19 protein-coding genes are annotated in these 22,222 nt (G+C 69.7%); 17 read left to right on the top strand and 2 right to left on the bottom strand.

Annotated features, from left to right (window positions below; all coding sequences use genetic code 11):
* Window positions 1–91: 91 nt before the first annotated feature.
* Window positions 92–931, bottom strand: a complete 840-nt coding sequence (locus ABLG96_RS10050) for a thioesterase family protein (RefSeq protein WP_353651187.1) — start codon at window positions 929–931, stop codon at window positions 92–94.
* A 96-nt stretch (window positions 932–1,027) separates the two neighbouring features.
* Between ABLG96_RS10050 and ABLG96_RS10055 the strand changes: the two genes are divergently transcribed.
* Window positions 1,028–2,065, top strand: coding sequence for a M50 family metallopeptidase (locus ABLG96_RS10055; protein ID WP_353651188.1), 1,038 nt, complete (start codon window positions 1,028–1,030; stop codon window positions 2,063–2,065).
* Complete coding sequence (locus ABLG96_RS10060) at window positions 2,062–2,901, top strand: tRNA (adenine-N1)-methyltransferase (protein WP_353651189.1); 840 nt, start codon at window positions 2,062–2,064, stop codon at window positions 2,899–2,901. The genes ABLG96_RS10055 and ABLG96_RS10060 overlap by 4 nt, the downstream gene beginning before the upstream one ends.
* Before the next feature lie 137 nt (window positions 2,902–3,038).
* Here ABLG96_RS10060 and ABLG96_RS10065 read toward each other — a convergent pair whose 3' ends face one another.
* Window positions 3,039–3,536, bottom strand: coding sequence for a hypothetical protein (locus ABLG96_RS10065; RefSeq protein WP_353651190.1), 498 nt, complete (start codon window positions 3,534–3,536; stop codon window positions 3,039–3,041).
* Between the two features lie 918 nt (window positions 3,537–4,454).
* Here ABLG96_RS10065 and arc point away from each other — a divergent pair.
* The 15 genes from arc to ABLG96_RS10140 all read left to right on the top strand — a co-directional run bounded on the left by arc (window position 4,455) and on the right by ABLG96_RS10140 (window position 22,210).
* Window positions 4,455–6,176, top strand: coding sequence for a proteasome ATPase (gene arc / locus ABLG96_RS10070; protein ID WP_353651191.1), 1,722 nt, complete (start codon window positions 4,455–4,457; stop codon window positions 6,174–6,176).
* Window positions 6,177–6,245: 69 nt separating this feature from the next.
* Window positions 6,246–6,665: a pyridoxamine 5'-phosphate oxidase family protein gene (locus ABLG96_RS10075; protein WP_353651192.1), complete on the top strand. Its 420-nt coding sequence runs from the start codon at window positions 6,246–6,248 to the stop codon at window positions 6,663–6,665.
* Window positions 6,662–7,603: an aldo/keto reductase gene (locus ABLG96_RS10080; protein WP_353651193.1), complete on the top strand. Its 942-nt coding sequence runs from the start codon at window positions 6,662–6,664 to the stop codon at window positions 7,601–7,603. The genes ABLG96_RS10075 and ABLG96_RS10080 overlap by 4 nt, the downstream gene beginning before the upstream one ends.
* 52 nt (window positions 7,604–7,655) lie before the next feature.
* Window positions 7,656–8,414: an SDR family NAD(P)-dependent oxidoreductase gene (locus ABLG96_RS10085; protein WP_353651460.1), complete on the top strand. Its 759-nt coding sequence runs from the start codon at window positions 7,656–7,658 to the stop codon at window positions 8,412–8,414.
* Between the two features lie 104 nt (window positions 8,415–8,518).
* Window positions 8,519–10,024, top strand: a complete 1,506-nt coding sequence (dop, locus tag ABLG96_RS10090; protein ID WP_353651461.1) for a depupylase/deamidase Dop — start codon at window positions 8,519–8,521, stop codon at window positions 10,022–10,024.
* A gap of 221 nt (window positions 10,025–10,245) precedes the next feature.
* Window positions 10,246–10,440 carry a ubiquitin-like protein Pup gene (locus tag ABLG96_RS10095; protein WP_353651194.1) on the top strand — a complete coding sequence of 65 codons (195 nt, stop codon included), beginning with the start codon at window positions 10,246–10,248 and terminating at the stop codon, window positions 10,438–10,440.
* A 31-nt stretch (window positions 10,441–10,471) separates the two neighbouring features.
* Window positions 10,472–11,308 carry a proteasome subunit beta gene (prcB, locus tag ABLG96_RS10100; protein ID WP_353651195.1) on the top strand — a complete coding sequence of 279 codons (837 nt, stop codon included), beginning with the start codon at window positions 10,472–10,474 and terminating at the stop codon, window positions 11,306–11,308.
* A 65-nt stretch (window positions 11,309–11,373) separates the two neighbouring features.
* Entirely contained in the window at window positions 11,374–12,243 is an 870-nt protein-coding gene (gene prcA / locus ABLG96_RS10105) for a proteasome subunit alpha (RefSeq protein WP_353651196.1), read from the top strand.
* On the top strand, window positions 12,240–13,643 hold the full coding sequence (locus ABLG96_RS10110) for a hemolysin family protein (RefSeq protein ID WP_353651197.1): 1,404 nt from the start codon (window positions 12,240–12,242) through the stop codon (window positions 13,641–13,643). The genes prcA and ABLG96_RS10110 overlap by 4 nt, the downstream gene beginning before the upstream one ends.
* On the top strand, window positions 13,640–14,749 hold the full coding sequence (locus ABLG96_RS10115) for a hemolysin family protein (RefSeq protein ID WP_353651198.1): 1,110 nt from the start codon (window positions 13,640–13,642) through the stop codon (window positions 14,747–14,749). Before ABLG96_RS10110 ends, ABLG96_RS10115 begins: the two co-directional genes overlap by 4 nt.
* 10 nt (window positions 14,750–14,759) lie before the next feature.
* On the top strand, window positions 14,760–16,118 hold the full coding sequence (pafA, locus tag ABLG96_RS10120) for a Pup--protein ligase (protein ID WP_353651199.1): 1,359 nt from the start codon (window positions 14,760–14,762) through the stop codon (window positions 16,116–16,118).
* A gap of 62 nt (window positions 16,119–16,180) precedes the next feature.
* Complete coding sequence (locus ABLG96_RS10125; protein ID WP_353651200.1) at window positions 16,181–17,209, top strand: WYL domain-containing protein; 1,029 nt, start codon at window positions 16,181–16,183, stop codon at window positions 17,207–17,209.
* The gene (locus tag ABLG96_RS10130; RefSeq protein ID WP_353651201.1) at window positions 17,202–18,191 is read left to right on the top strand and encodes a WYL domain-containing protein; all 990 of its coding nucleotides are present in this window, start codon (window positions 17,202–17,204) and stop codon (window positions 18,189–18,191) included. Before ABLG96_RS10125 ends, ABLG96_RS10130 begins: the two co-directional genes overlap by 8 nt.
* Window positions 18,192–18,357: 166 nt before the next feature.
* On the top strand, window positions 18,358–19,404 hold the full coding sequence (gene tatC / locus ABLG96_RS10135; protein WP_353651202.1) for a twin-arginine translocase subunit TatC: 1,047 nt from the start codon (window positions 18,358–18,360) through the stop codon (window positions 19,402–19,404).
* A 1-nt stretch (window position 19,405) separates the two neighbouring features.
* Entirely contained in the window at window positions 19,406–22,210 is a 2,805-nt protein-coding gene (locus ABLG96_RS10140; protein ID WP_353651203.1) for a DEAD/DEAH box helicase, read from the top strand.
* Window positions 22,211–22,222: the final 12 nt, after the last annotated feature.

A 22,222-nucleotide genomic window follows, 5' to 3' on the forward strand; every position in this document is an offset into this window, starting at 1 on the left:
ACTTCGTTCGCTCGATCGTCGAAGTCCAACCGGTCGATCAGGCTGTGATCTCGACTCACTTCGTTCGCTCGATCGTCGAAGTCCGCCGGGTTCAGCGGACCCGGAGCGTCAGGGTCTGGGCGGCCACCCCGAGCGGGCCGGTCACGTCGTGCAGCACGCTGGAGGTGATGCCGATCCCGCCGGACCCGAAGTTGACCGAGGTGTCCAGCCCGACCCAGTCGCCCTGCGGCTCCCGCAGCAGATGGACGGTCAGATCGGTGTTGGGGAACAGCATCTCGCTGGGTGACCGGCGAACGGCGATGCCGTTGGCGCTGTCGACCAACCCCAGACAGCCGGCCAGTCGCGACGTCGGTTCCCCGTCGATGAGCCCGACCGGCGTACGGATCCAGCAGCGCCCTCGGCCGGGGCGCCATCCTGGCAACACTCTGAACTCGAGGCCGGCGATGAACCGCCCACCCCACGTGTCATCGCCCGCCCACGGCTCCGCCTCGTCGGGACCGGGCATCGACTCGAACTCGTGGCCGGCGACCGAGCTGGTGTCGGAGGCGGTGAGTCGCCAGCCGGTCGCCCGCACCATCGCGCGCCCGCCTGCGCTCATCTCCGCCTGGACGAGCTCGATGGTGCGGCCCGGACGGATGACCTCGGCCGTCACCTGCACCTCGGTGCGTTGGATCATTCCGAGGATGTCGAACGCGATCCGTGAGGTGATCAGGTCCGACCGTCCGGACGCCGCCTCGAGTGCGTGGGTGAGCAGACCCGACACCGGCGCCATGTGCTGTTCGGTGCTCTGCCAGGCCCCCTCGGTGTGTTCGGTGGCGCGGAAGCGTCCCTCGCCGAGTGGTTCGTAGTAGAAGGCGGGGACGGGACCGGAACCGTCCGAGGCATGCGACGGACCAGAACCCGACGGGGCGTCCGGGGAGGAGATACTCACGCCCAGCAGGGTATCGATCTGTTCGGACGGTTCGTCCAGGGCCGTGAGGGGAGCTGTCGGTGACCGGCGGTTCCATCGGGTTCGTAGGCTGCAGGAGTGAATGCGTCAGGCAGCACCGGGCCCCGATCGGCCCGGGGACCCCGGTGGGTGGTGCTGGGTGCGGTCGTCCGACCCAGTCGTGGCTGGCCGCTCTCCGCTGCCATCGCGATCATCGTGGTGGCGTTCGTCGCCGGCCGGGTGCTGCGGGATCGCTCGGGCCCGGTGGTCGCACTGTTCTCGGTCGGTCTGGTCGCCCTGCTCATCGTCGGTGTTCTGCTGCACGAGTTCGGGCACTTGATCGCCGCGCGGTGGGCCGGTCAGCGGGTGCTGGGCATCCGGTTCGACATCCTCGGTGGCCGGACGGACATCGTCGGCGAGTCGCGCGGGCACGGTCGCGATGCGCTGGTGGCCGCCGCGGGCCCGCTGGTGTCGGTGCTGCTGGCCGCGCTGGCCGCCGCGGTGGCGACCGCATTCACCCCGCAGAGCCTGCCGTGGTTGTTGTCGATGGCGATCGCGCTGATCAACGGCCTGCTCGCGGTGTTCAACCTGCTTCCCGCACTGCCGTTGGACGGCGGCGAGATCCTGCGTTCGCTGTTGCTCGCGATCGGGGTGCGGCGATCCGTCGCGGCCCGTGCGGTGCTCGGCGGCTCGTTGCTGGTGGGGGCCGGCCTGCTCGCCGCGGCGCTGCTGGTCGGATCGCGGGGGGATCTGCCGACCGCCGTCGTGCTGGTCGGTATCGGGGTCCACCTCGGTGCGATCGCGCTGTCGGCCGCCCGACACGAGCGGTCGTCGGTCGCGGACGACGCCGGTCCCACCCCCCGCCGTCCGGCGACCGGCGCGGTGGACGAGGTCGGCGCGTCCGGTACCGGCCGACCTGCGATCGTGCTGACCACCGACTCGTTCGGAGCTGTCTCGGCGGCGCTGGCCACGGACCCCGCCCAACGCTGGGTACTCATCGACGACGAAGGTGACGTCGTCTCGGTTTGGTCGCGGGAGGAGTTGACCCGGATACTCGGCGACCGCAGTGCAGACAGGCGCACGTCCGTCCGCACGCTGCCCGCACACCCACCCAGCAACGACGACAGGACAGCATGAGCCGCGAATTCGAAGTCGGGGACCGGGTCCAGCTGACCGATTCCAAGGGCCGCAAGTACACCGTGATCCTGGAGGCAGGAGCGGTGTACCACACCCATCGCGGCGGGTTGAACCACGACGACCTGATCGGTGCCCCCGAAGGGAGCGTGGTGCAGTCCGTCGTCGGCACGCCGTACCTGGCGCTGCGACCGCTGCTCAGCGACTACGTGCTGTCGATGCCGCGTGGCGCCGCGGTGATCTACCCCAAGGACGCGGCCCAGATCGTGCACTGGGGTGACATCTTCCCGGGCGCCAGGGTGATGGAGGGTGGTGCCGGATCGGGTGCACTCACCTGCTCGCTGCTGCGGGCGGTCGGCACGACCGGTTCCGTGCTCTCGTACGAGATCCGGGACGACCATGCGGTGCACGCCCAGCGCAACGTCGACCAGTTCTTCGCCTCCACCCCGGACAACTGGACCATGGTGATCGGCGACATGGCCGACCACGAGGGTGAGGTCGACCGGGTGATCCTCGACATGCTCGAGCCGTGGGAGATGCTGCCGATGGTGAGCAGGTCGTTGGTGCCCGGCGGCGTGATGATCGTCTACGTCGCGACGACCACCCAGCTCTCCAAGGTGGCCGAGGCGATCAGGGAGCAGGGCGGCTGGACCGAACCCGCCGCCTGGGAGACGCTGCACCGACCGTGGCACCTGGTCGGCCTGGCGGTCCGGCCCGAACACCGGATGCAGGGCCATACGGCGTTCCTGCTCAGCGCACGCCGACTGGCCCCGGGAGTGGTCGCGCCGCGGCCGCAGCGCCGCCCCAACGCCTCCGCACGCGAGACCACCGGCAAGTGACCACGAGCAGCTGACCACGAGCAGCTGGCGACGAGCTGCTGACCACGAGCAGCTGGCCACGAGCAGCTGGCCACGAGCTGCTGACCACGAGCTGCTGACCTCGAGCTGCTGACCACGGGCGGGTGCAGGCCGCCCGGTCAGGTCTGGAGGCAGATCTTCCAGTCGCCCGACTCCTGGGCCAGCGGGACGCCACCTTCCGAGTCCTTGCCGTCGGTGGCGAAGGCGATGTTGGCCAGTCCGTCGGCGCCCGACACCGCCACCGAGGTGACCTCCATGGTCCCCGCGTCGATCTGCTCCGCCAGCGCCGACAGGTTCATCGACGCGTTGGCCGAGCACATCGTCGAGCGGAGACCGTCCTCGTCGCGGTCGTTGATCGCCTTCGCCCAGTCGTCGGCCACCTCCTTCGCCGCAGCCTGCTCGTGCGCCTTGGCCGGGTCGGTGGAGACCACCAGAGACGGGTAGGTCCTGGTCAGCGCGAAGGACGGCGGGGGCACGCTCTGCTGTGGTGGGGCGGCGTCCTTCGCGGTGAACACGATGATGCCGACGGTGACCGCAGCGATCACCAGCACCGCGAGGACGGCTGCGATCCACGGCCCGCGCCGGGACGGGGCGGACGGGGCGAGTGGCGAAGCCATGATCGGCTGTCCGAACGCCGGCCCGGAGGACCCGACCAGGGGTGGGCCGTAGGTGGGCTGCCCCTGCGGTCCGCCGGCTGCCTGCCCGCCGAACGCCGGCCCCGTCGGCCGTGCCCCGGGATATGGGCCCGGTCCGGATGGGGGTGGGCGTTGACCGTAGCCGGGTGCGGGTGTCTGGGGCCCGCGGGGCGGGAACCCCGACGGCGCTCGGGGTGCCGGTCCGCCTGGCCAGGGCGATCCGGGCGGCGGGACCGCCGGTCGGCCGTAGGACGGCGGGCCGGACGCGGGCCCGGCGACCGGAGGTCCCCAGCGAGTGGGTGTCGGCCCCCCGACGCCTGGCTGCAGCGCGGTCGGCGGTTGCTGCGACCAGGCTCTGGCCGGCGGCTGGGGTGGGATCGGATGGTTCGGCGGCGGCCCGCCGAGGCTTGGCCGAGTCGGGAGAACCGGTCCTGCCGGACGCTCCATCTGTCCCGCGGAGGGTCGTGGCCGGCCGGCGGGATCGGCGGCATGGTGCCTGCCGGTCGGGCTGTCCGCGTTCGAGGGCGGGGCCGGCGCCGGCGCCGGCGCACCATCTTCGGGCACGGGCCGATCCGCAGCCGGCGGAGTGCCAGGGGTGTCGGTCATCGCATGCCTTCCGTTCGCCCGCGGGGTGCTGCCGTCCCGCGGTCCCCGGGGTGGACGGGCCGGAGGACGACGGCATCGCGCACCCCGGACCGCGGGCGGGTGGGTGGCGATCAGTATGTCGAACCGGCAGCAGTGGGGAGCGGCAACCGGCGGATCAGCCGGGCCCGTGCCGTCGCAGGACTGTCCGACTCCCCGCGTAAAGTCATCGACAGCCGATCCACGCGGCGATGGGAGCACAGGGTGACAGAGCCGGACGATGCACGCCAGACAGCTGCTGGACAGCCGCACGCCGAGATGAGTGCGCAGGAAGCCCAGCTGCACAGCAAGATCCGGTTGCTCACCGACGACATTGCGGTGCTCCGTCGTCGGCTGGCCGCTTCGCCCGCGGATTCCCGTCCGCTGCAGCGCCAGGTGATCGAGGCGGACGCCAGGGTCGCGGCGTTGGCGGAGCGGAACGAGAAGCTGATCACCACGCTGCGGGACGCCCGGACGCAGCTGCTGCAGCTCAAGGAGGAGGTCGACCGGCTGGCTCAGCCACCCAGCGGCTACGGCGTCTTCCTGGGTGCAGGCCCCGAGTCGACCGTTGAGGTCTTCACCTCCGGCCGACGGATGCGCCTCACGGTGTCGCCCAACGTCACCGTCGAAGACCTGCACCGCGGCCAGCAGCTGCGATTGAACGAAGCGCTCACGGTCGTCGAGGCAGGCGGGTTCGACCCGGTCGGCGAGGTCTGCTCGCTCCGCGAGGTGCTGGACGGCGACCGCGCGTTGGTCGTCGGTCATGCCGACGAAGAACGGGTCGTGCACCTGGCCGCTCCGCTGCTGGACGGTCCGCTCAAACCGGGCGATTCCCTGCTGGTGGACACCAAGGCGGGCTACGCGTACGAGAAGGTCCCGAAGTCCGAGGTCGAAGATCTCGTGCTGGAGGAGGTCCCGGACGTCAGCTACCACGACATCGGCGGCCTCGGCCGTCAGATCGAACAGATCCGTGACGCCGTCGAGCTACCGTTCCTGCACAAGGAGCTGTTCCTCGAGTACAAGCTGCGCCCGCCGAAGGGTGTGCTGTTGTACGGGCCGCCCGGCTGCGGTAAGACCCTGATCGCGAAAGCGGTCGCGAACTCGTTGGCCAAGAAGGTCGCCGAGGCGCGCGGCGAGGAGAAGGTCACCAGCTACTTCCTCAACATCAAGGGTCCCGAGCTGCTCAACAAGTACGTCGGCGAGACCGAGCGGACCATCCGGCTGATCTTCCAACGGGCCAGGGAGAAAGCGTCCGACGGCACCCCGGTGATCGTCTTCTTCGACGAGATGGACTCGGTGTTCCGCACCAGGGGGACGGGGGTGTCCTCCGACGTCGAGACGACCATCGTCCCGCAGCTGCTGAGCGAGATCGACGGCGTCGAAGGTCTGGAGAACGTCATCGTGATCGGCGCCTCCAATCGTGAGGACATGATCGACCCGGCCATTCTGCGACCGGGTCGGCTGGACGTGAAGATCAAGATCGAACGCCCGGACGCCGAGTCTGCGAGCGACATCTTCGCGAAGTACCTGACGACCGACTTGCCGATCAACGAGGAGGATCTGGCCGAGTTCGGTGGCGACCGGGCCGCGACCATCGACGCGATGATCCAGTCGACCGTCGCGCGAATGTACTCCGAGGAGGATGACAACCGCTTCCTCGAGGTGACCTATGCCAACGGCGACAAGGAGGTCCTCTACTTCAAGGACTTCAACTCCGGCGCCATGATCCAGAACATCGTCGACCGCGCCAAGAAGGCGGCCATCAAGTCGCTGATCGAGTTCGGTGTCCCCGGCCTGCGGGTGAGTCATCTGCAGGAGGCGATCCTCGATGAGTTCGCCGAGAACGAGGATCTGCCGAACACCACCAACCCGGACGACTGGGCGCGCATCTCCGGCAAGAAGGGTGAACGGATCGTCTACATCCGGACGCTCGTGTCGGGCAAGCAGTCGGAAGGGTCACGGTCGATCGACACCGCTCCCAGCACCGGGCAGTACCTCTGAGCGGCGCCGCCCCGGTGGGTCTGCCGCCGACCGGTGACGCTGTCGGAGCGGTTCGGTAGCGTCGGCGCCATGCCGACGATGACCGACGACCAAGCACAGGAGTTCCTCGCCGCTCCGCGGATCGGGGTGCTGTCCATCGCGCGCGTCGATCTCGAACAGCGCACGGCACCGCTGTCGATCCCCATCTGGTACGAGTACGCGCCCGGCGGCGACCTGTCGATCGTCACCCCGGTGGATTCGTTCAAGGCCACGGTGTTGCGCGCCGCGGGGCGGGCAACCCTCCTCGTCGAGGAGAGTGTGCCGCGGATCCGCTACGTCTCGGTGGAGTGCGAGCTCGCCGACGAGCTGCCACCGGATCCTGCCCACACTCGTGCGATGGCCTCGCGCTACCTCCCGCAGGACCAGATCGAGCAGTTCCTCGCGAACGTGCCGATCGAGGGCCGGTTCGTATTGCGTCCGGTCCGCTGGCGCAGCGCAGATCTGGGATGAGCGCGGCACGTTGGGCCATCGGGACCGCGGTCCTCGGCCGTCCTGCGTACCTCAACACCGGCAGCAGCCTTCCTGCGGAGCGCACTCGGCAAGCATTGCAGGACAACACGTCCGCCGTGCTCGATGCAGCCACCTCGGCCGGTGTCGACTGGGTGGACACCGCTCGCTCCTACGGTGACGCCGAGGCCTTCCTCGCGCACTGGCTCGCACTACGCGCGCACCGCCCGGGCTTCGTGGCCCCCACCGTCTCCAGCAAATGGGGATACCGCTACGTCGGCGGATGGCGCACCGACGCGGACGTGCACGAGGTGAAGGAGCACACCCTGCCACGGTTCCGTCAGCAGTGGCAGCACTCGCGCGAGCTGTTGGGTGAGCGGATCGGGCTGTACCAGGTGCATTCGTTGACTCCGGACTCGCCGTTGTTGGCTGACACTGCCCTGCTGGCGGAGCTGGCTGCGCTACGTGAGGTCGGAGTGGCGGTGGGGTTCTCCACGTCCGGCCCGCAGCAGGCGGAAACCGTCAGGGCGGCGAGCCGGATCAGCGTCGACGGCACGCCGCTGTTCTCCGCCGTGCAGAGCACGTGGACCGTACGGGAGACCTCGGTCGGACCAGCGCTGCAGGAAGCAGCCGACAGCGGGATGACCGTGCTGGTGAAGGAGGCGCTCGCCAACGGCCTGCTGGCCACCGATCCACCAGCGGCGCTCGCCGGAGTTGCCGCCGCACACGGGAGCACCCCGGACGCGGTCGCTCTGGCCGCGGTCGCGGCGCAGCCGTTCGTGAGCCGGGTGCTGATCGGGGCGTCCACCGTTGATCAGCTGCGCAGCAACCTGACGGCCGTCGACCTGGAACTCACGGCGGACGAACTGGCCTCCCTGACCGCGACCCCGGACGAGCCTGCTGTGTACTGGGACCGGCGGTCGCAGCTGCCGTGGCACTGACCGGATCCCTCCGAACCCGTCGCATCGTGCGGCGTATCCACTGAAGGTGAACATCGTGACCAACACCGTCCTCATCACCGGTGCCAGCGCCGGATTCGGTGCGGCCATCGCCCGCCGGTTCGTCGCCGACGGGCATCGGGTCGTCGCCACCGCGCGTCGGGCAACCAAACTCCAGGAACTGCACGACGAACTCGGTGACGCGCTGCTGCCGATCGAACTCGACGTCACCGACGCCGCTTCGGTTGCCGCGTTGCCCGATCGACTCCCGGCGGCGTTCGCGGAGATCGACGTCCTGGTCAACAACGCCGGCCTGGCCAAGGGCCTCGCGCCGGCCGCCGCGGCTGCCCTCTCGGACTGGGACACCATGATCGCCACCAATGTCTCCGGTCTGGTGCACGTGACCCGCGCGTTCCTGCCCGGCATGGTGGACCGTGATCGCGGGCACGTCGTCAACCTGGGGTCGATCGCCGGTACGTACCCCTACCCGGGTGGCAACGTGTACGGCGCGACGAAGGCCTTCGTCCACCAGTTCAGCCTGAACCTGCGCTCCGACCTCAAGGGCAGCCGCGTCCGGGTGTCATGCATCGAGCCGGGAATGTGCGGTGGCACCGAGTTCTCCACCGTCCGCTTCGACGGCGACGAGGAGAAGGTCGCAGCGCTCTACGACGGCGCCGAACCGATCACCGCGGACGACATCGCCGAGAGTGTCGCCTGGGTGACGTCGTTGCCGCGGCACGTCAACGTGAACACCATCGAGCTGATGCCGGTCACCCAGAGCTCCGCCGCGCTGCAGATCCAGCGCTGGAGCTGAGGCTCAGCGCGTGACCGGCTTCGCCTGCGAGATCGGTCCGGCCGGGAAGCGCACGGCAGCGGCCGGGTCGGTTCCCGGCTACGGCTAGCGTTGACGCCATGAGCGTGCAGCGAATCATGGGCACCGAGGTCGAGTACGGCATCTCGGTCCCCGGTGATGTGACGGCCAACCCGGTGATGACCTCGACCCAGGTCGTGCTGGCCTACGCCGCGTCGGTCGCCGCGCCGCGGGCCCGTCGAGCCCGCTGGGACTACGAGGTCGAGTCCCCACTCCGCGACGCTCGCGGTTACGACCTGTCTGCCATGTTCGGGGCCATGGTCGATCCGGACGTCGACGATCTCGGAGCGGCCAACGTCATTCTCAGCAACGGCGCCCGGCTGTACGTCGACCATGCACACCCCGAGTTCTCCGCGCCCGAGGTCACCAACCCACTGGACGCCGTGCTGTACGACAAGGCGGGCGAGCGGGTGATGGAGGAGGCCGCCCGGCTGGCCTCGTCCGTGCCGGGGACTCCGCCGATCCAGATGTACAAGAACAACGTCGACGGCAAGGGCGCCAGCTACGGCACCCACGAGAACTACCTGTGCAGGCGGGATGTCGCGTTCCCCGACATCATCACCGGGCTGCTGCCCTTCTTCGCCTCACGCCAGGTCGTGGTGGGCTCCGGCCGGGTCGGTATCGGCCGCAGCGGGCAGACCGAGGGCTACCAACTCTCGCAGCGCGCCGACTACATCGAGGTCGAGGTCGGCCTGGAGACCACGCTGAAGCGCGGCATCATCAACACCCGCGACGAACCGCACGCAGACCCGGAGAAGTACCGGCGGCTGCACGTCATCATCGGTGACGCGACCCTGTCGGAGACCACCACGTTCCTCAAGGTCGGCTGCACGGCGTTGGTGCTGGCGATGATCGAGGCGGGTGTGCCGTTGGGCGACCTCGCGCTCGAAGGGCCGGTCGAAGCCGTGCACACCATCTCGCACGATGTGACCCTGCAGGTCACCGTGCCGCTGGCGGACGGCAGGCGGATGACGGGGATCGACCTGCAACGCGCGTACCACGAGCGGGCTGCAGCATTCGTCGAGCGCACCCAGGGCACTGACGTCGACCCGCAGACCCGCCAGGTGCTGGACACCTGGGCGCGCGTGCTCGACACCCTCGCCGACGACCCGATGGACCTCGCCGACGAGCTCGACTGGCCCGCGAAACTGCGGCTGCTCGAGGGGTTCCGGCAGCGTGACGGCCTGTCGTGGGGCGCACCGCGGCTCGCTCTGGTCGACTTGCAGTACTCCGACGTCCGGCTCGACAAGGGGCTCTACAACCGGCTCGTCTCCCGGGGCTCGATGAAGCGGCTGCTGACCGAGGAGCAGGTGCGGGCCGCGATCCTGGCGCCTCCGGAGGACACCAGGGCCTACTTCCGCGGGCGGTGCGTCTCCCGGTTCCCGGAGGCGCTGGCCGCTGCGTCGTGGGACTCGGTGATCTTCGACGTCGGCCGGGAGACGCTGGTGCGCATTCCCACCATGGAACCCTCCCGCGGCACGAAGGCGCACGTCGGTGAGCTCTTCGACCAGGCGCAGGACGCAGCAGAACTGGTCGACTCGCTGGCCCGCTGAGCCGGCGCGGAGACCCGGCCGGGCGTCAGCCCCGTCGCACCGGCCGAGCGACGGTGATCCGATCGCAACCAGCGGGCGGGCCGGTCGACCCGCGCGCTGTCCGTGGACCTCGGTAAGCTCGTAGTAGCGAGTCATTCCCTGCCGGGAGGGCCGCCGCACTGGGCGGGGCCACACGCAAGGCGTGTTCCCGTCGGCCGGTCACGAGGACGCAAGGAGCGCAGATGGCGCAGGAGCAGACCACCCGTCAGGGCGGCGGGGGCGAGGACGACACCCCCGACGCCGGTTCCGGTGGCGGTCAGGAGCGGCGCGAGAAGCTGGCCTCCGACACCGACGACATCCTGGGTGAGATCGACGACGTCCTGGAGACCAACGCCGAGGACTTCGTGCGCGCCTACGTCCAGAAGGGCGGACAGTGAAGCTGTCGGCCCCACGGTCGGTGCGGCCGCGATGAGCGGATCCTGGCCCGCCCAGGCCATTCCGGCTGCGTACCTGACCCCCGGCGCCGGGTCGTTCACCGAGTTCGTCGCGCGCACCGAACCGCAACTGCTGCCCGGTAGCCGTTTCGACGGTCGCCCCGCTGCTCTGCCGGATCTGCCGCACGGCACCACCATCGTCGCCCTCGCCACCCGCGACGGAGTGGTGATCGCCGGTGACCGGCGCGCGACCATGGGATCGATGATCGCCCAGCGCGACATCGAGAAGGTGTTCGTCACCGACCTGTACTCCGCCGTCGGCATCGCCGGTACCGCCGGCCTGGCGGTCGAGATCGTCCGGATGTTCCAGCTCGAGCTCGAACACTACGAGAAGATCGAGAGTGTCCGACTGTCGTTGGACGGCAAGGCGAATCGCCTCGCCGCGATGGTCCGCGGCAACCTCGGCGCTGCGCTGCAGGGCCTGGCCGTCGTCCCACTGTTCGCCGGCTACGACACCGACATCGCCGACCCGTCACGTGCCGGTCGGATCTACTCGTACGACGTGACCGGCGGACGGTACTGCGAGCACGACTTCCACGCCGTCGGTTCCGGTTCGGTGTTCGCGAAGTCCGCCCTCAAGAAGCGGTTCCGACCGGGCGTCGCCACCGACGAGGCCGTTCGCCTGGCCGTCGAGGCGCTCTACGACGCGGCCGACGACGACAGTGCCACCGCCGGTCCCGACCTGACCCGCCGGATCTTCCCGGTCGTGGTGGCGATCGGGACGGACGGGGCGATCCGCTGGACGGACGACGCCGTGGGCGCGATCGCCGAGCAGGTCGTCGCCGACCGACTGCTCCGGCCGGGTGGCTGAGCAGCGATGAAGGTACGAAGACCCGGCCCGCCGGTGGGCGGCCGCAACCGAGGAGCACGCCTGCTGTGACGATGCCGATGTACGCCTCACCCGAGCAGTACATGCGCGACCGCTCGGACTACGCCCGCAAGGGGATCGCCCGGGGCCGCAGCGTCGTCGTGACGATCTTCTCCGGCGGGGTGCTGTTCGTGGCGGAGAGTCCGTCGGCGACCCTGCACAAGGTCTCGGAGATCTACGACCGGATCGGGTTCGCCGCCACCGGTCGGTACAACGAGTTCGAGAACCTCCGCACCGCCGGGATCAGGCTGGCCGACGTCCGCGGGTACTCGTACGACCGCAAGGACGTCAACGCGCGATGGCTCGCGAACGCCTACGCACAGACCCTCGGATCGATCTTCTCCGAGCACTCCAAGCCCCTGGAGGTCGAGCTCTGCGTTGCCGAGGTCGGCCGACCCGGTGACCCGGCGGACGGCAGCGCCGACCAGCTGTACCGCATCACCTACGACGGCTCGATCTTCGACGAACCGAAGTTCGCCGTCATGGGCGGCGTCACCGAGCCGGTGGCCACCTCGCTCACCGCCTCCTGGACGCAGGGCTGGGACCTGACCACGGCGCTCCGAGCCTGTGTCGCCGCACTCGGCAGCGCCGCGGACGGCTCCAGCCGGGAGATCCCGGCGGACCTGCTCGAGGTCGCCGTCCTCGACCGCCGGTTGAGCGGACGGACCTTCCGGCGCGTGCACGGTGCAGCACTGGACGCGCTGCTCGCCGACCCGCAGCAGGCCGGCACAGCAGACACCGCAGTCATCGAGCAGCCGGTCGACCCCGGCGCCCCGGTGCTCGACAACGCGCCGGACCCCGCGCCCGACCTGACCGTCGAACACGCCCAGCACGAGGCACCCCAGGAAGGGGAAACGCCCCCCGCGGGCACCACATGATCATCGAATGGATCCTGCTGTTCGTCGGTCTGCTGCTCATCGCCGGTACCGCCCTGTTCGTCGCCGCCGAATTCGCACTGGTCACCGTCGACCGGGCGACCGTCAACCGGCAGGCCGCGGCGGGCGATGCAGGTGCGCGGTCGCTGCAGGCCGGTCTGAAGTCGCTGTCCACCCAGCTCTCCGGCGCCCAGGTCGGCATCACCGTGACCACGCTGGCCCTGGGGTTCGTGATGGAGCCTTCGCTCGCTTCACTGCTGGCCGGACCGTTGGACGCGCTCGGGCTGTCCGACGGGGCAGCCGGCACGGTCAGCGTCCTGATCGCGCTGGTGGTGGCCACCCTGCTGTCGATGGTGTTCGGCGAGTTGGTGCCCAAGAACATCGCGATCTCTTCGCCGCTGCCGACGGCCAAGGCCGTCATCGGGCCGATGCGGATGGCCACCATGCTGTTCCGGCCGCTCATCTATGTGCTCAACGGCACGGCCAACGGGGTGCTCCGGATGATCGGTATCGAACCCCAGGAGGAGCTGCGCAGCGCCCGCTCCGCCGAGGAGCTCGAGTCGCTGGTCCGCAGGTCCGGCGCGCAGGGCACCCTGGAGCAGCCGACGGCCGGCCTGCTGGCCCGCTCGATCTCCTTCTCCGACAAGGCCGCCGACGACGTGATGACGCCGCGCACGGCGGTCCGGTTCGTCCGCCGCAGCGATCCGGCCACCGAGATCATCGCGGCTGCGGTCGAGACCGGCCATTCCCGCTTCCCGGTGTTCGGCGAGGACCACGACGACATCGTCGGTCTGGTCCACCTGAAGCGAGCGGTGGCGATCCCGCCGGACGAGCGCGAGGGTGTCACCGCGGGCCAGCTGATGGTCGACGTGCCGGTGGTACCGGAAACCATCCCGCTGGACGACCTGCTCGACCAGCTGCGCGCCGTCGGCCTGCAGATGGCGGTGGTGGCCGACGAGTACGGCGGCACCGCCGGCATCCTCACCCTCGAGGACGTGGTCGAGGAGCTGGTCGGTGAGATCACCGACGAACACGATCCGGTGGCCGGTCGGGCCGAGCGTCGTCGGGACGGCACCTGGACCTTCGTCGGCACGCTGCGACCCGACGAGATCGAGGAGTTCTCCGGCGTCGAGCTGCCCGAGGCCGGACCGTACGAAACCGTTGCGGGCCTGGTCATCTCGCGTCTGGGCCGGATGCCGGTGACCGGCGATTCGGTCGAGCTGGAGGCCATCGCTGCCGCGGATGCCGTGCTCGGTGCCCTGGAGGACGGCATCCGGTTGGAGGCCGACACCGAGGAGGACCTGCCGCGGGTGGTGACCGTCCGGCTGACCGTGCTCGAGGTAGAGCGGCGCCGGATCACCCAGGCCCATCTGTCCAGCGTCGACCCGGGGAGACGCCTGTGACCACCGAATGGCTGCTGCTGTGTGCGGTGATCCTGCTGCTGATCGCCAGCGCCTTCTTCGTCGGTGCCGAGTTCGCGCTGGTATCCGCCCGACGCACCGTCGTCGAGCCGTTGGCCGTGCACAGCCGCCGCGCCAGGACCACCCTGCGCGCGATGGAGGACGTGTCGCTGATGATGGCGACCGCCCAGTTCGGCATCACCCTCTGCGGTGTGCTGCTGGGAGCACTCGGCGAACCGGCCGTGGCGAAGCTGCTGGAGCCGGTCTTCAATTCGCTCGGCGTCCCCGAACAGGCGCTGCACCCGGTCGCTCTGGTGGTGGCGCTGCTGCTGGTCGTCTCGGCGCACGTCGCGCTCGGCGAGATGGTGCCCAAGAACATCGCGCTGGCCGGCCCGGAGAAGACGGCGATCATGTTGGCGCCGTTCCTGATGACGATCGCGAGGTTCCTCGGGCCGCTGATCCGCGGCCTGAACCGGTTCGCGAACTGGGTCGTGCGCATCACCGGGCACGAGCCGAAGGACGAGGTCGCCTCGTCCTTCACCCGCGAGGAGGTCGCCGGGCTGGTGGCCGAGTCGCGCGCCGAGGGCCTCATCGACGACGAGGAGCACCAGCTCATTACCTCGGCGTTGGACTTCGAGTCGGACACTTTGCGCAGTGTGCTGCTGGACGACGCACAGGTGGTGCCACTGCCGGTCGGTGCGAGCGCCGCCGAGGTCGAGCGGACCTGCGCCCGCACCGGGTTCTCCCGGTTCCCGGTGCTGGACGAACAGGGCCGCTATGCCGGGTACGTGCACATCAGGGACGTGGTGGGGATCCCGGCGGAGCAGCGCGACGAGCCGTTGCCGCCGGAGCTGATCCGGCCGCTGCCGGCGTTCTCGGAGAGCACCGAGCTGCGGGCGGCGCTCGACCGGATGCGGCGCGCCGGCGCCCACCTGGCGCAGGTGGCCGTCGATCCGCGCGGGACCCAGGCGACCCGGCTGGCCGGCCGCGCGATCGCCGTCCCGATGCCGGACCGTCGTCGTGGTCTGGTGGCGTTGGAGGACGTCATCGAACAGCTGATCGGCCACATCGGCGACGCCACCCGACGGCGCCCCGAGATCGCGGACTAGGTTCGAGTCCATGCAGCGGCGGATCATGGGTCTGGAGACCGAGTTCGGCATCACCTGTACCTTCCACGGCCAGCGACGGTTGTCGCCGGACGAGGTGGCCAGGTACCTGTTCCGGCGGGTGGTGGCCTGGGGACGATCGTCGAACGTGTTCCTGCGCAACGGATCCCGGCTGTACCTTGATGTCGGCTCGCACCCCGAGTACGCGACCGCCGAGTGCGACGACCTGCCGACCCTGATCGCGCACGACAAGGCGGGGGAGCTGATCCTGCAGGACCTCGTCGTCGACGCCGAGGCCCGGCTCGCCGAGGAGGGAATCGGCGGCGACATCTACCTGTTCAAGAACAACACCGACTCCGCCGGCAACTCCTACGGCTGCCACGAGAACTTCCTGATCTCCCGGGCCGGGGAATTCTCGAAGATCTCCGACGGGCTGATCCCGTTCCTGGTGACCCGGCAGCTGATCGTCGGCGCCGGGAAGGTGCTGCAGTCGACGCGCGGGGCCACCTACTGCCTGTCCCAGCGTGCCGATCACATCTGGGAGGGCGTCTCGAGCGCCACCACCCGCTCCCGGCCCATCATCAACACCCGCGACGAACCGCACGCCGACGCGGAACGGTTCCGGCGGCTGCACGTGATCGTCGGCGATTCCAACATGAGCGAGACCACGACGCTGCTCAAGGTGGGGAGCGCCGCCCTGGTGCTGGAGATGATCGAGGCGGGCGTCCCGTTGCGGGACTTCACCTTCGAGAACCCGATCCGGGCCATCCGGGAGATCTCGCACGACATCACCGGCCGTCGACCCGTCCGGCTGGCGAACGGCGATCAGGTGTCCGCGCTGGACGCCCAGTTGGACTACTTCCAGCGCGCCGTCGACTTCGTCGAGACCCGCGGGAGCGATCCGATCACCGATCGGATCCTGGACCTGTGGGGTCGGACGCTCCGCGCGGTGGAGACGGACGACTTCTCCGCGGTCGACACCGAGATCGACTGGGTGATCAAGAAGAAGCTGATCGACTCGTACGCCGGCAAGCACGGGATGGACCTGACGCATCCGCGGATCGCCCAGCTCGACCTGACCTACCACGACGTCCGTCCGGGACGGGGGGTGTTCAGTCTGTTGCAGCGCAAGGGGATGGCGGCGCGGGTCGTCACCGACGAGCAGATCATCGAGGCCGAGAACGTCCCGCCGCAGACCACCAGGGCCCGGCTGCGCGGAGAGTTCGTCACTGCCGCCCAGCAGGCCGGCCGCGACTACACGGTCGACTGGGTGCACCTCAAGCTCAACGACCAGGCGCAGCGCACGGTCCTGCTGAAGGATCCCTTCGCCAGCCAGGACGAGCGGGTGGCACGGCTGATCGCCACCATGTGAGTGGCCCGGCGCGGCCGGGTGGCCGACCGCGAACAGCGCGGCCGACCCCCTAGAGTCGATGCATGCCTCCTCCGACCACCACGGCCGCCAAGGCCGAGCGGCTGCTCAACCTGGTGATCGCTCTGGTCAACACCACCCAGTTCCGCTCCGCCGCCTGGATCCGGCGGAACGTGGCCGGTTACTTCGACACTCCGTCCGATGAAGCCTTCAACCGGATGTTCGAGCGCGACAAGAACGAGCTCCGCGAGATCGGACTCCCGCTGCAGTCGGACGGCAACGACGGGTACCGGATCCCGCCGACCGAGTTCTCGCTGCCACCGCTGGCGTTCACCCCAGCGGAGACCGCTGCCGTCGGCCTCGCCGCCCGGTTGTGGTCGACGACGACGCTGCAGTCGGCGGGGGAGCAGGCCGTCCGCAAGCTGCGTGAGGCAACCCTCGACGGATCACAGGATCCGGCGGCCGGCGACCGGGACTGGCAGTTCGTCGACTCGGTGCTGCAGCCGCAGGTCCGCACCGCCGACCCGGCATTCGCGCCGCTGCAGGCGGCGACGGTCTCGCGACGGCAGGTCGGATTCGACTACCGCAAACAGCCGGACGATCCCCCCGTCAAGCGCCGGTTGCAGCCATGGGGGCTGGTCTCCTTCCGGGGCAAGTGGTACGTGATCGGCAACGATCTGGACCGCGGTGGGCAGCGCACCTTCCGGTTGTCCAGGATCGTCGGCGCGGTATCGGCGACCGGCAGGCAGGGCGCCTACGAGGTTCCGGCCGACATGGATCTGTTGGAGCAGGTGCGCCGGGTCGCCGAACCCAACGACGAGCGGCAGGGACGTCTGCTCATCCGTCCGGGCCGCGCCGTCGGTCTGCGCCGGGAGGCGACCCTGGTCGCCGCCGCACCGGTCGGCGTACCCGATGCGTCGGACGAACTGCTCGTGCCGATCGTCGGCCTGTGGGACACCGCACGCCGGATCGCCGGGGCGGGCGACGACGTGCTGGTGCTGGAACCCGCCGATCTGCGCGACGCGGTGATCAGGATCCTGACGGCGGCGAGCCGACTCGATCCGGAGCTCGCGGAGGTCAACGGACATGGCTGAGACCGCGACCCAGCAGCTCTCGCGGGTGATGTCGATGGTGCCGTACATCGCGCACCGGCCGGGCGTGACGATGACCGCCCTGGCCAGTGAGTACGGCATCACCGCGGAGCAGGTGCAGGCCGACCTCTACCTGTTGATGGTGTGCGGCATCCCGGGCTACTACCCGGACGACCTGATCGACGTGGTGCTCGACGAGGACGGCGGCACCGTCTCGATGGGCTTCCAGGCCGGCCTGGACCGACCGGTCCGCCTGACCGGCGACGAGGCCGTCGCTCTGGTGGCTGCGCTGCGCGCTCTACGTGATCTGCCCGGCCTGGTCGAGACGGACGCGGTCGACTCGGCACTGGCGAAGATCGAACAGGCCGGCGGCGGAGCCGTCTCCGACAGCGTGCGGGTCGACGCCGGTGACAGTTCCCCGTCGCTGGGCATCGTGCGAGCAGCGCTGCAGACCCAACGCCGACTGTGGATGCGGTACTACACCGCCTCCCGGGATGCCGTCAGCGAACGCGTGGTGGATCCGATCCGCCTGCTGATCACCGACGGACACTCCTACCTCGAGGCGTTCTGTCACACCGCGGGCGGTGTTCGGAACTTCCGGGTCGATCGGATCGACGAGGCGCGGGTGCTGGCCGAACCGGCCCAGCAGGCGTTGTGGAACGAGACCTCCGTCCCCGAGCGGATGTTCCAGCCCGACACCCAGACGCCGATCGTCTCGCTGCGGCTGGCGCCGTCCGCCCGCTGGGTCGCCGACTACTACCTGGTGACCCGGTCGGAACTGGTCGCCGGTGGCAGCGGTGAGCTGCTGGTCGAGCTGCCGGTGCCGAACGACGACTGGCTGGTGCGGTTGGTCATCTCACTCGGCGGCACCGCAACGCTGCAGGGACGGCCGGACCTGACGGCCGAGGTCGCGCGTCGGGCGTCGGCGGCCTTGCAGCGCTACCGCGACCAGAGCGACCTCGAGGCCGACGACACCGGTTCGTGAACAGGCGGAGCTCGGTGGGCGGGCGGCGCACGCCCCATCCGTCCGCTCAGTAGGATCGAACTGCAGGCGATGTCGGGATGAAGGCCGTATCCGGTCCGAAGCCGCCCGATTCGTGATCGAACTCCTCCCGGGGCTCCGATGACGACTGGATGACGAGGAGCTGACCATGGCGTTGTGGCCTCGTACCGCCAAGGCAGGCGAGAAGCTGCCGAAGAATGCTGACGGCGCGATGAGCCTGATGGACCACCTGCACGAGCTGCGCCGCCGGCTGTTCATCGCGGTGGTCGGCCTGCTGGTGGGCGTCGTCATCGGCTTCATCTGGTTCGCAAACGGGATTCCTTCGATCGGTCTGCCCACGCTCGGCGAGATCCTCAAGGCGCCGTACTGCGCGGTCCCGAGTCCCCCTCGTGCCATCCTGAGCACCGCGGCCGGCCGCGATCCTTGCACCTTCCTGCAGAACACCGTGTTCTCAGGGCTGCAGATCCGCCTCAAGTCGGCGCTGATGGTGGGTGCCGTGATCTCCTCGCCGGTCTGGCTGCTGCAGCTGTGGGGCTTCGTCACCCCGGCGCTGTACTCGAAGGAGAAGCGCTACACGCGGATCTTCGTCGGGTCCGCCGCGGTGCTGATGGTCACCGGCGCTGTGTTGGCGTACTGGGTGATCCACGAGGCGTTGAAGGTGCTGCTCGGCTTCGCCGGTAGTGTCGCGGACACCGCGCTGGATCCCAACGCCTACTACAGCTTCCTGATCGGCATGCTGCTGATCTTCGGCATCTCGTTCCTGCTGCCGCTGCTGCTGATCATGCTGAACCTGATCGGGGTGGTGAAGGGAAAGAAGCTCGCCGAGATCCGCCGATTCGCCTATTTCGGGCTGGTGGTGTTCACCGGCCTGGTGGTGCCGGGCAACGACCCACTGACGATGCTGGCGCTCGCGGTCGCGCTGTGCTTCCTCTACGAGATCGCCGTGCAGTTCAGCAAGATCCACGACAAGCGCAAGGACAAGCGACTGGCGGCCGAGAGCTTCACGGACCTGGACGACGACACCGCCTCGCCGACTCCCGTGGCCGCCGGTGCGTTGAACGCCTCCGACAGCCCAAGTGCTAGCCCCACTGACTCGATCCCTGCGCCCGAACCGATCACCCGGTCGGAGCTGGAACCCTCGGCGTCCGGACCGCGCAGCAGCCTCCGCAGCTGGTTCGACGACGACGCCACCTGAGATGAGCGTCCAGCACGACGACGAGTCCGAGGCACTCTCACCCTCGGAGCGGTTCGCTCGGGCTGGGGACCGGAACCGGTATCCGCTGTTCACGGAGTTCGAGCAGACCCGCGCGTTCCGCCTCGACCCCTTCCAGATCGCCGGCTGCAAGGCCCTCGAGGAGGGCAGGGGAGTGCTGGTCTGTGCCCCGACCGGGGCCGGCAAGACGATCGTCGGCGAGTTCGCGGTGGCGCGCGCTCTGGCGATCGGCGGGAAGTGTTTCTACACCACCCCGATCAAGGCGCTGTCCAACCAGAAGTACGCCGACCTGGTCGCCGAACACGGCGCCGAGACCGTCGGGCTGCTCACCGGCGACACTTCGATCAACTCGCACGCACCGGTCGTCGTGATGACCACCGAGGTGCTGCGCAACATGCTCTACGCCGGTTCCCAGGACCTGGTCGGGCTCTCCGCGGTCGTGATGGACGAGGTGCACTACCTCGCCGACAAGTTTCGCGGCCCGGTCTGGGAAGAGGTCATCCTGCATCTCGCGCAGGACGTCCAGATCGTCGGGCTGTCGGCGACGGTGTCCAACGCCGAGGAGTTCGGCGCGTGGCTGCAGCAGGTGCGCGGCGACACGGCCGTCATCGTCGACGAGCACCGCCCGGTGCCCCTGTGGCAGCACATGCTGGTCGGTCGCAGGATGTTCGACCTGTTCGCCACCGGCCACGACGCCGAGCTGGCCGTCGGTGCACCGCCCGGTTCGGGGGGTCAGATCCGGATCGACCCGGCCCTGTCCCGCGCCGTGTCCGACGCCGAGGCCCGCCTCGGCCGAGGGCCACGCGACGGCGGGAACAGTCGCGGCAACAACGGACGCGGTGGGCCGCAACGCTTCTCAGGGTACAAGCCGCCGTCCCGGGCCGACGTGATCGAGAAGCTCGACGGGGCCGGCCTGCTGCCGGCGATCACCTTCATCTTCTCCCGCGCGGGCTGCGAAGCTGCGGTGGCGCAATGTGTCCGGTCCCGGCTGCAGTTGGTGACGAGCTCCGAGCGGCAGCGGATCCGCGCCGTGGTGGACCGCCGGGTCGCGTCGTTGCCGGAGGCCGACCTCGCGGTGCTGGGCTACTGGGAATGGCGCGAGGCCCTCGAGCTGGGCATCGCGGCCCACCACGCCGGCATGCTGCCGGCCTTCAAGGAGACGGTCGAGGAACTGTTCGTCGAGGGTCTGGTGAAGGCCGTCTTCGCCACCGAGACGCTGGCGCTCGGCATCAACATGCCGGCCAGGACCGTGGTCCTGGAGCGGCTGGTCAAGTACAACGGCGAAGGCCACGTCGATCTGACACCGGGGGAGTACACCCAGCTCACCGGGCGAGCCGGACGCCGGGGCATCGACGTCGAGGGCCATGCGGTGGTGCTCTGGGGTCCTGGCACCGACCCGCGCCAGGTGGGTGGCCTCGCCTCCCGCCGGACGTATCCGCTGCGATCCTCCTTTGCGCCGTCCTACAACATGGCGGTGAACCTGACCGACCGGCTGGGGCGGGTGGCGGCGAAGGAGTTGCTGCAGCAGTCGTTCGCCCAGTTCCAGTCGGACGCCGGGGTGTCAGGACTCGCACGACAGGTCAACCGCAGCGCCCAGGCGGCCGCCGACGCGGCGAAGAAGATGCAGTGTCACCTCGGCGACGTGCAGGAGTACGGGACGCTGCTGGCGCAGCTGTCGGCGGCGGAGAAGGACGGTGCCCGCAGCGGTGCCGCCAGGCGGCGGGAGGACATCGCCACCGACCTGGCCCAGTTGCGGCGCGGGGACGTCATCGCGATCCCGAGCGGTCGTCGGGCCGGCCTGGCCGTGGTGCTCGATCCTGGCCTCGATGACGACGGGGAGGGGCGGCCGCTGGTGGTGACGGTCGACCGGTGGTCGGGACGTCTGGGCCAGGCCGACATCCGCGGACCGCTGCCGGCGCTCGGCAGGATCAGGCTCGCCAAACAGGTCAACCATCGGTCCCCCCAGGTCCGCAAGGACCTGGCCGCGACGATCCGGTCGGCGGACATCACGGTCCCCGAACGGCCACGGCGGGCGGCCGCCGACCCGGTGTCCGAAGCCGAGATGACGAGCCTGCGTGCCGCTGTCCGCCGGCACCCGGTGCACGGTTGCGCTGATCGGCACGACCACCTGCAGTGGTGGCGTCGGCGACAGCAGACGTTGCAGGAGGCCGACTCGATGCGGGGCAGGGTGGACGGCGCCAAGCACTCGCTGGGCGACCACCTCGACCGGATCCTGGCCCTGCTCGAGGATCTCGGTTACGTCCGCGGTGACGAGCTGACCGACACCGGACGGATGCTCTCGCGGATCTGGTCGGAATCGGACCTGCTCGTCGCAGAATGTCTGCGCATCGGAGTCTGGGACGGTCTGACGCCTCCGCAGCTGGCTGCAGCAGTCTCCGCCCTGGTGTACTCGGCTCGTCGCGACCAGTCGGGGTCGCCCCCACCCATCCCCGGACCGGCCGGCTTCGCCGTCAAGGAGACCAGCCGGCTGCGCCGCGAGCTGAACTCCGGCGAGCGGGAACGCGGACTACCGCTGACCAGGGATCTCGACACCGGCTTCGCCGAGGCGGTGCAGGCCTGGGCAGGCGGCGAGACCCTCAGTGATGCACTGGAGATCGCCGGCGCACGGGGGATCGAGCTGCTGGCGGGCGACTTCGTCCGCTGGTGTCGTCAGGTGGTCGATCTGCTCGACCAGATCAGGGTGGTCGCCGCTCCGGAGCTCGCGGCCACCGCACGCGCCGCGGTCGACGCCATCCGGCGCGGAGTCGTCTCTCTCGGCTCGGTCTGATCCGTGGCGCCG

It is taken from the genome of Nakamurella sp. A5-74 (assembly GCF_040438885.1).
Taxonomy (GTDB): Bacteria; Actinomycetota; Actinomycetes; order Mycobacteriales; family Nakamurellaceae; genus Nakamurella.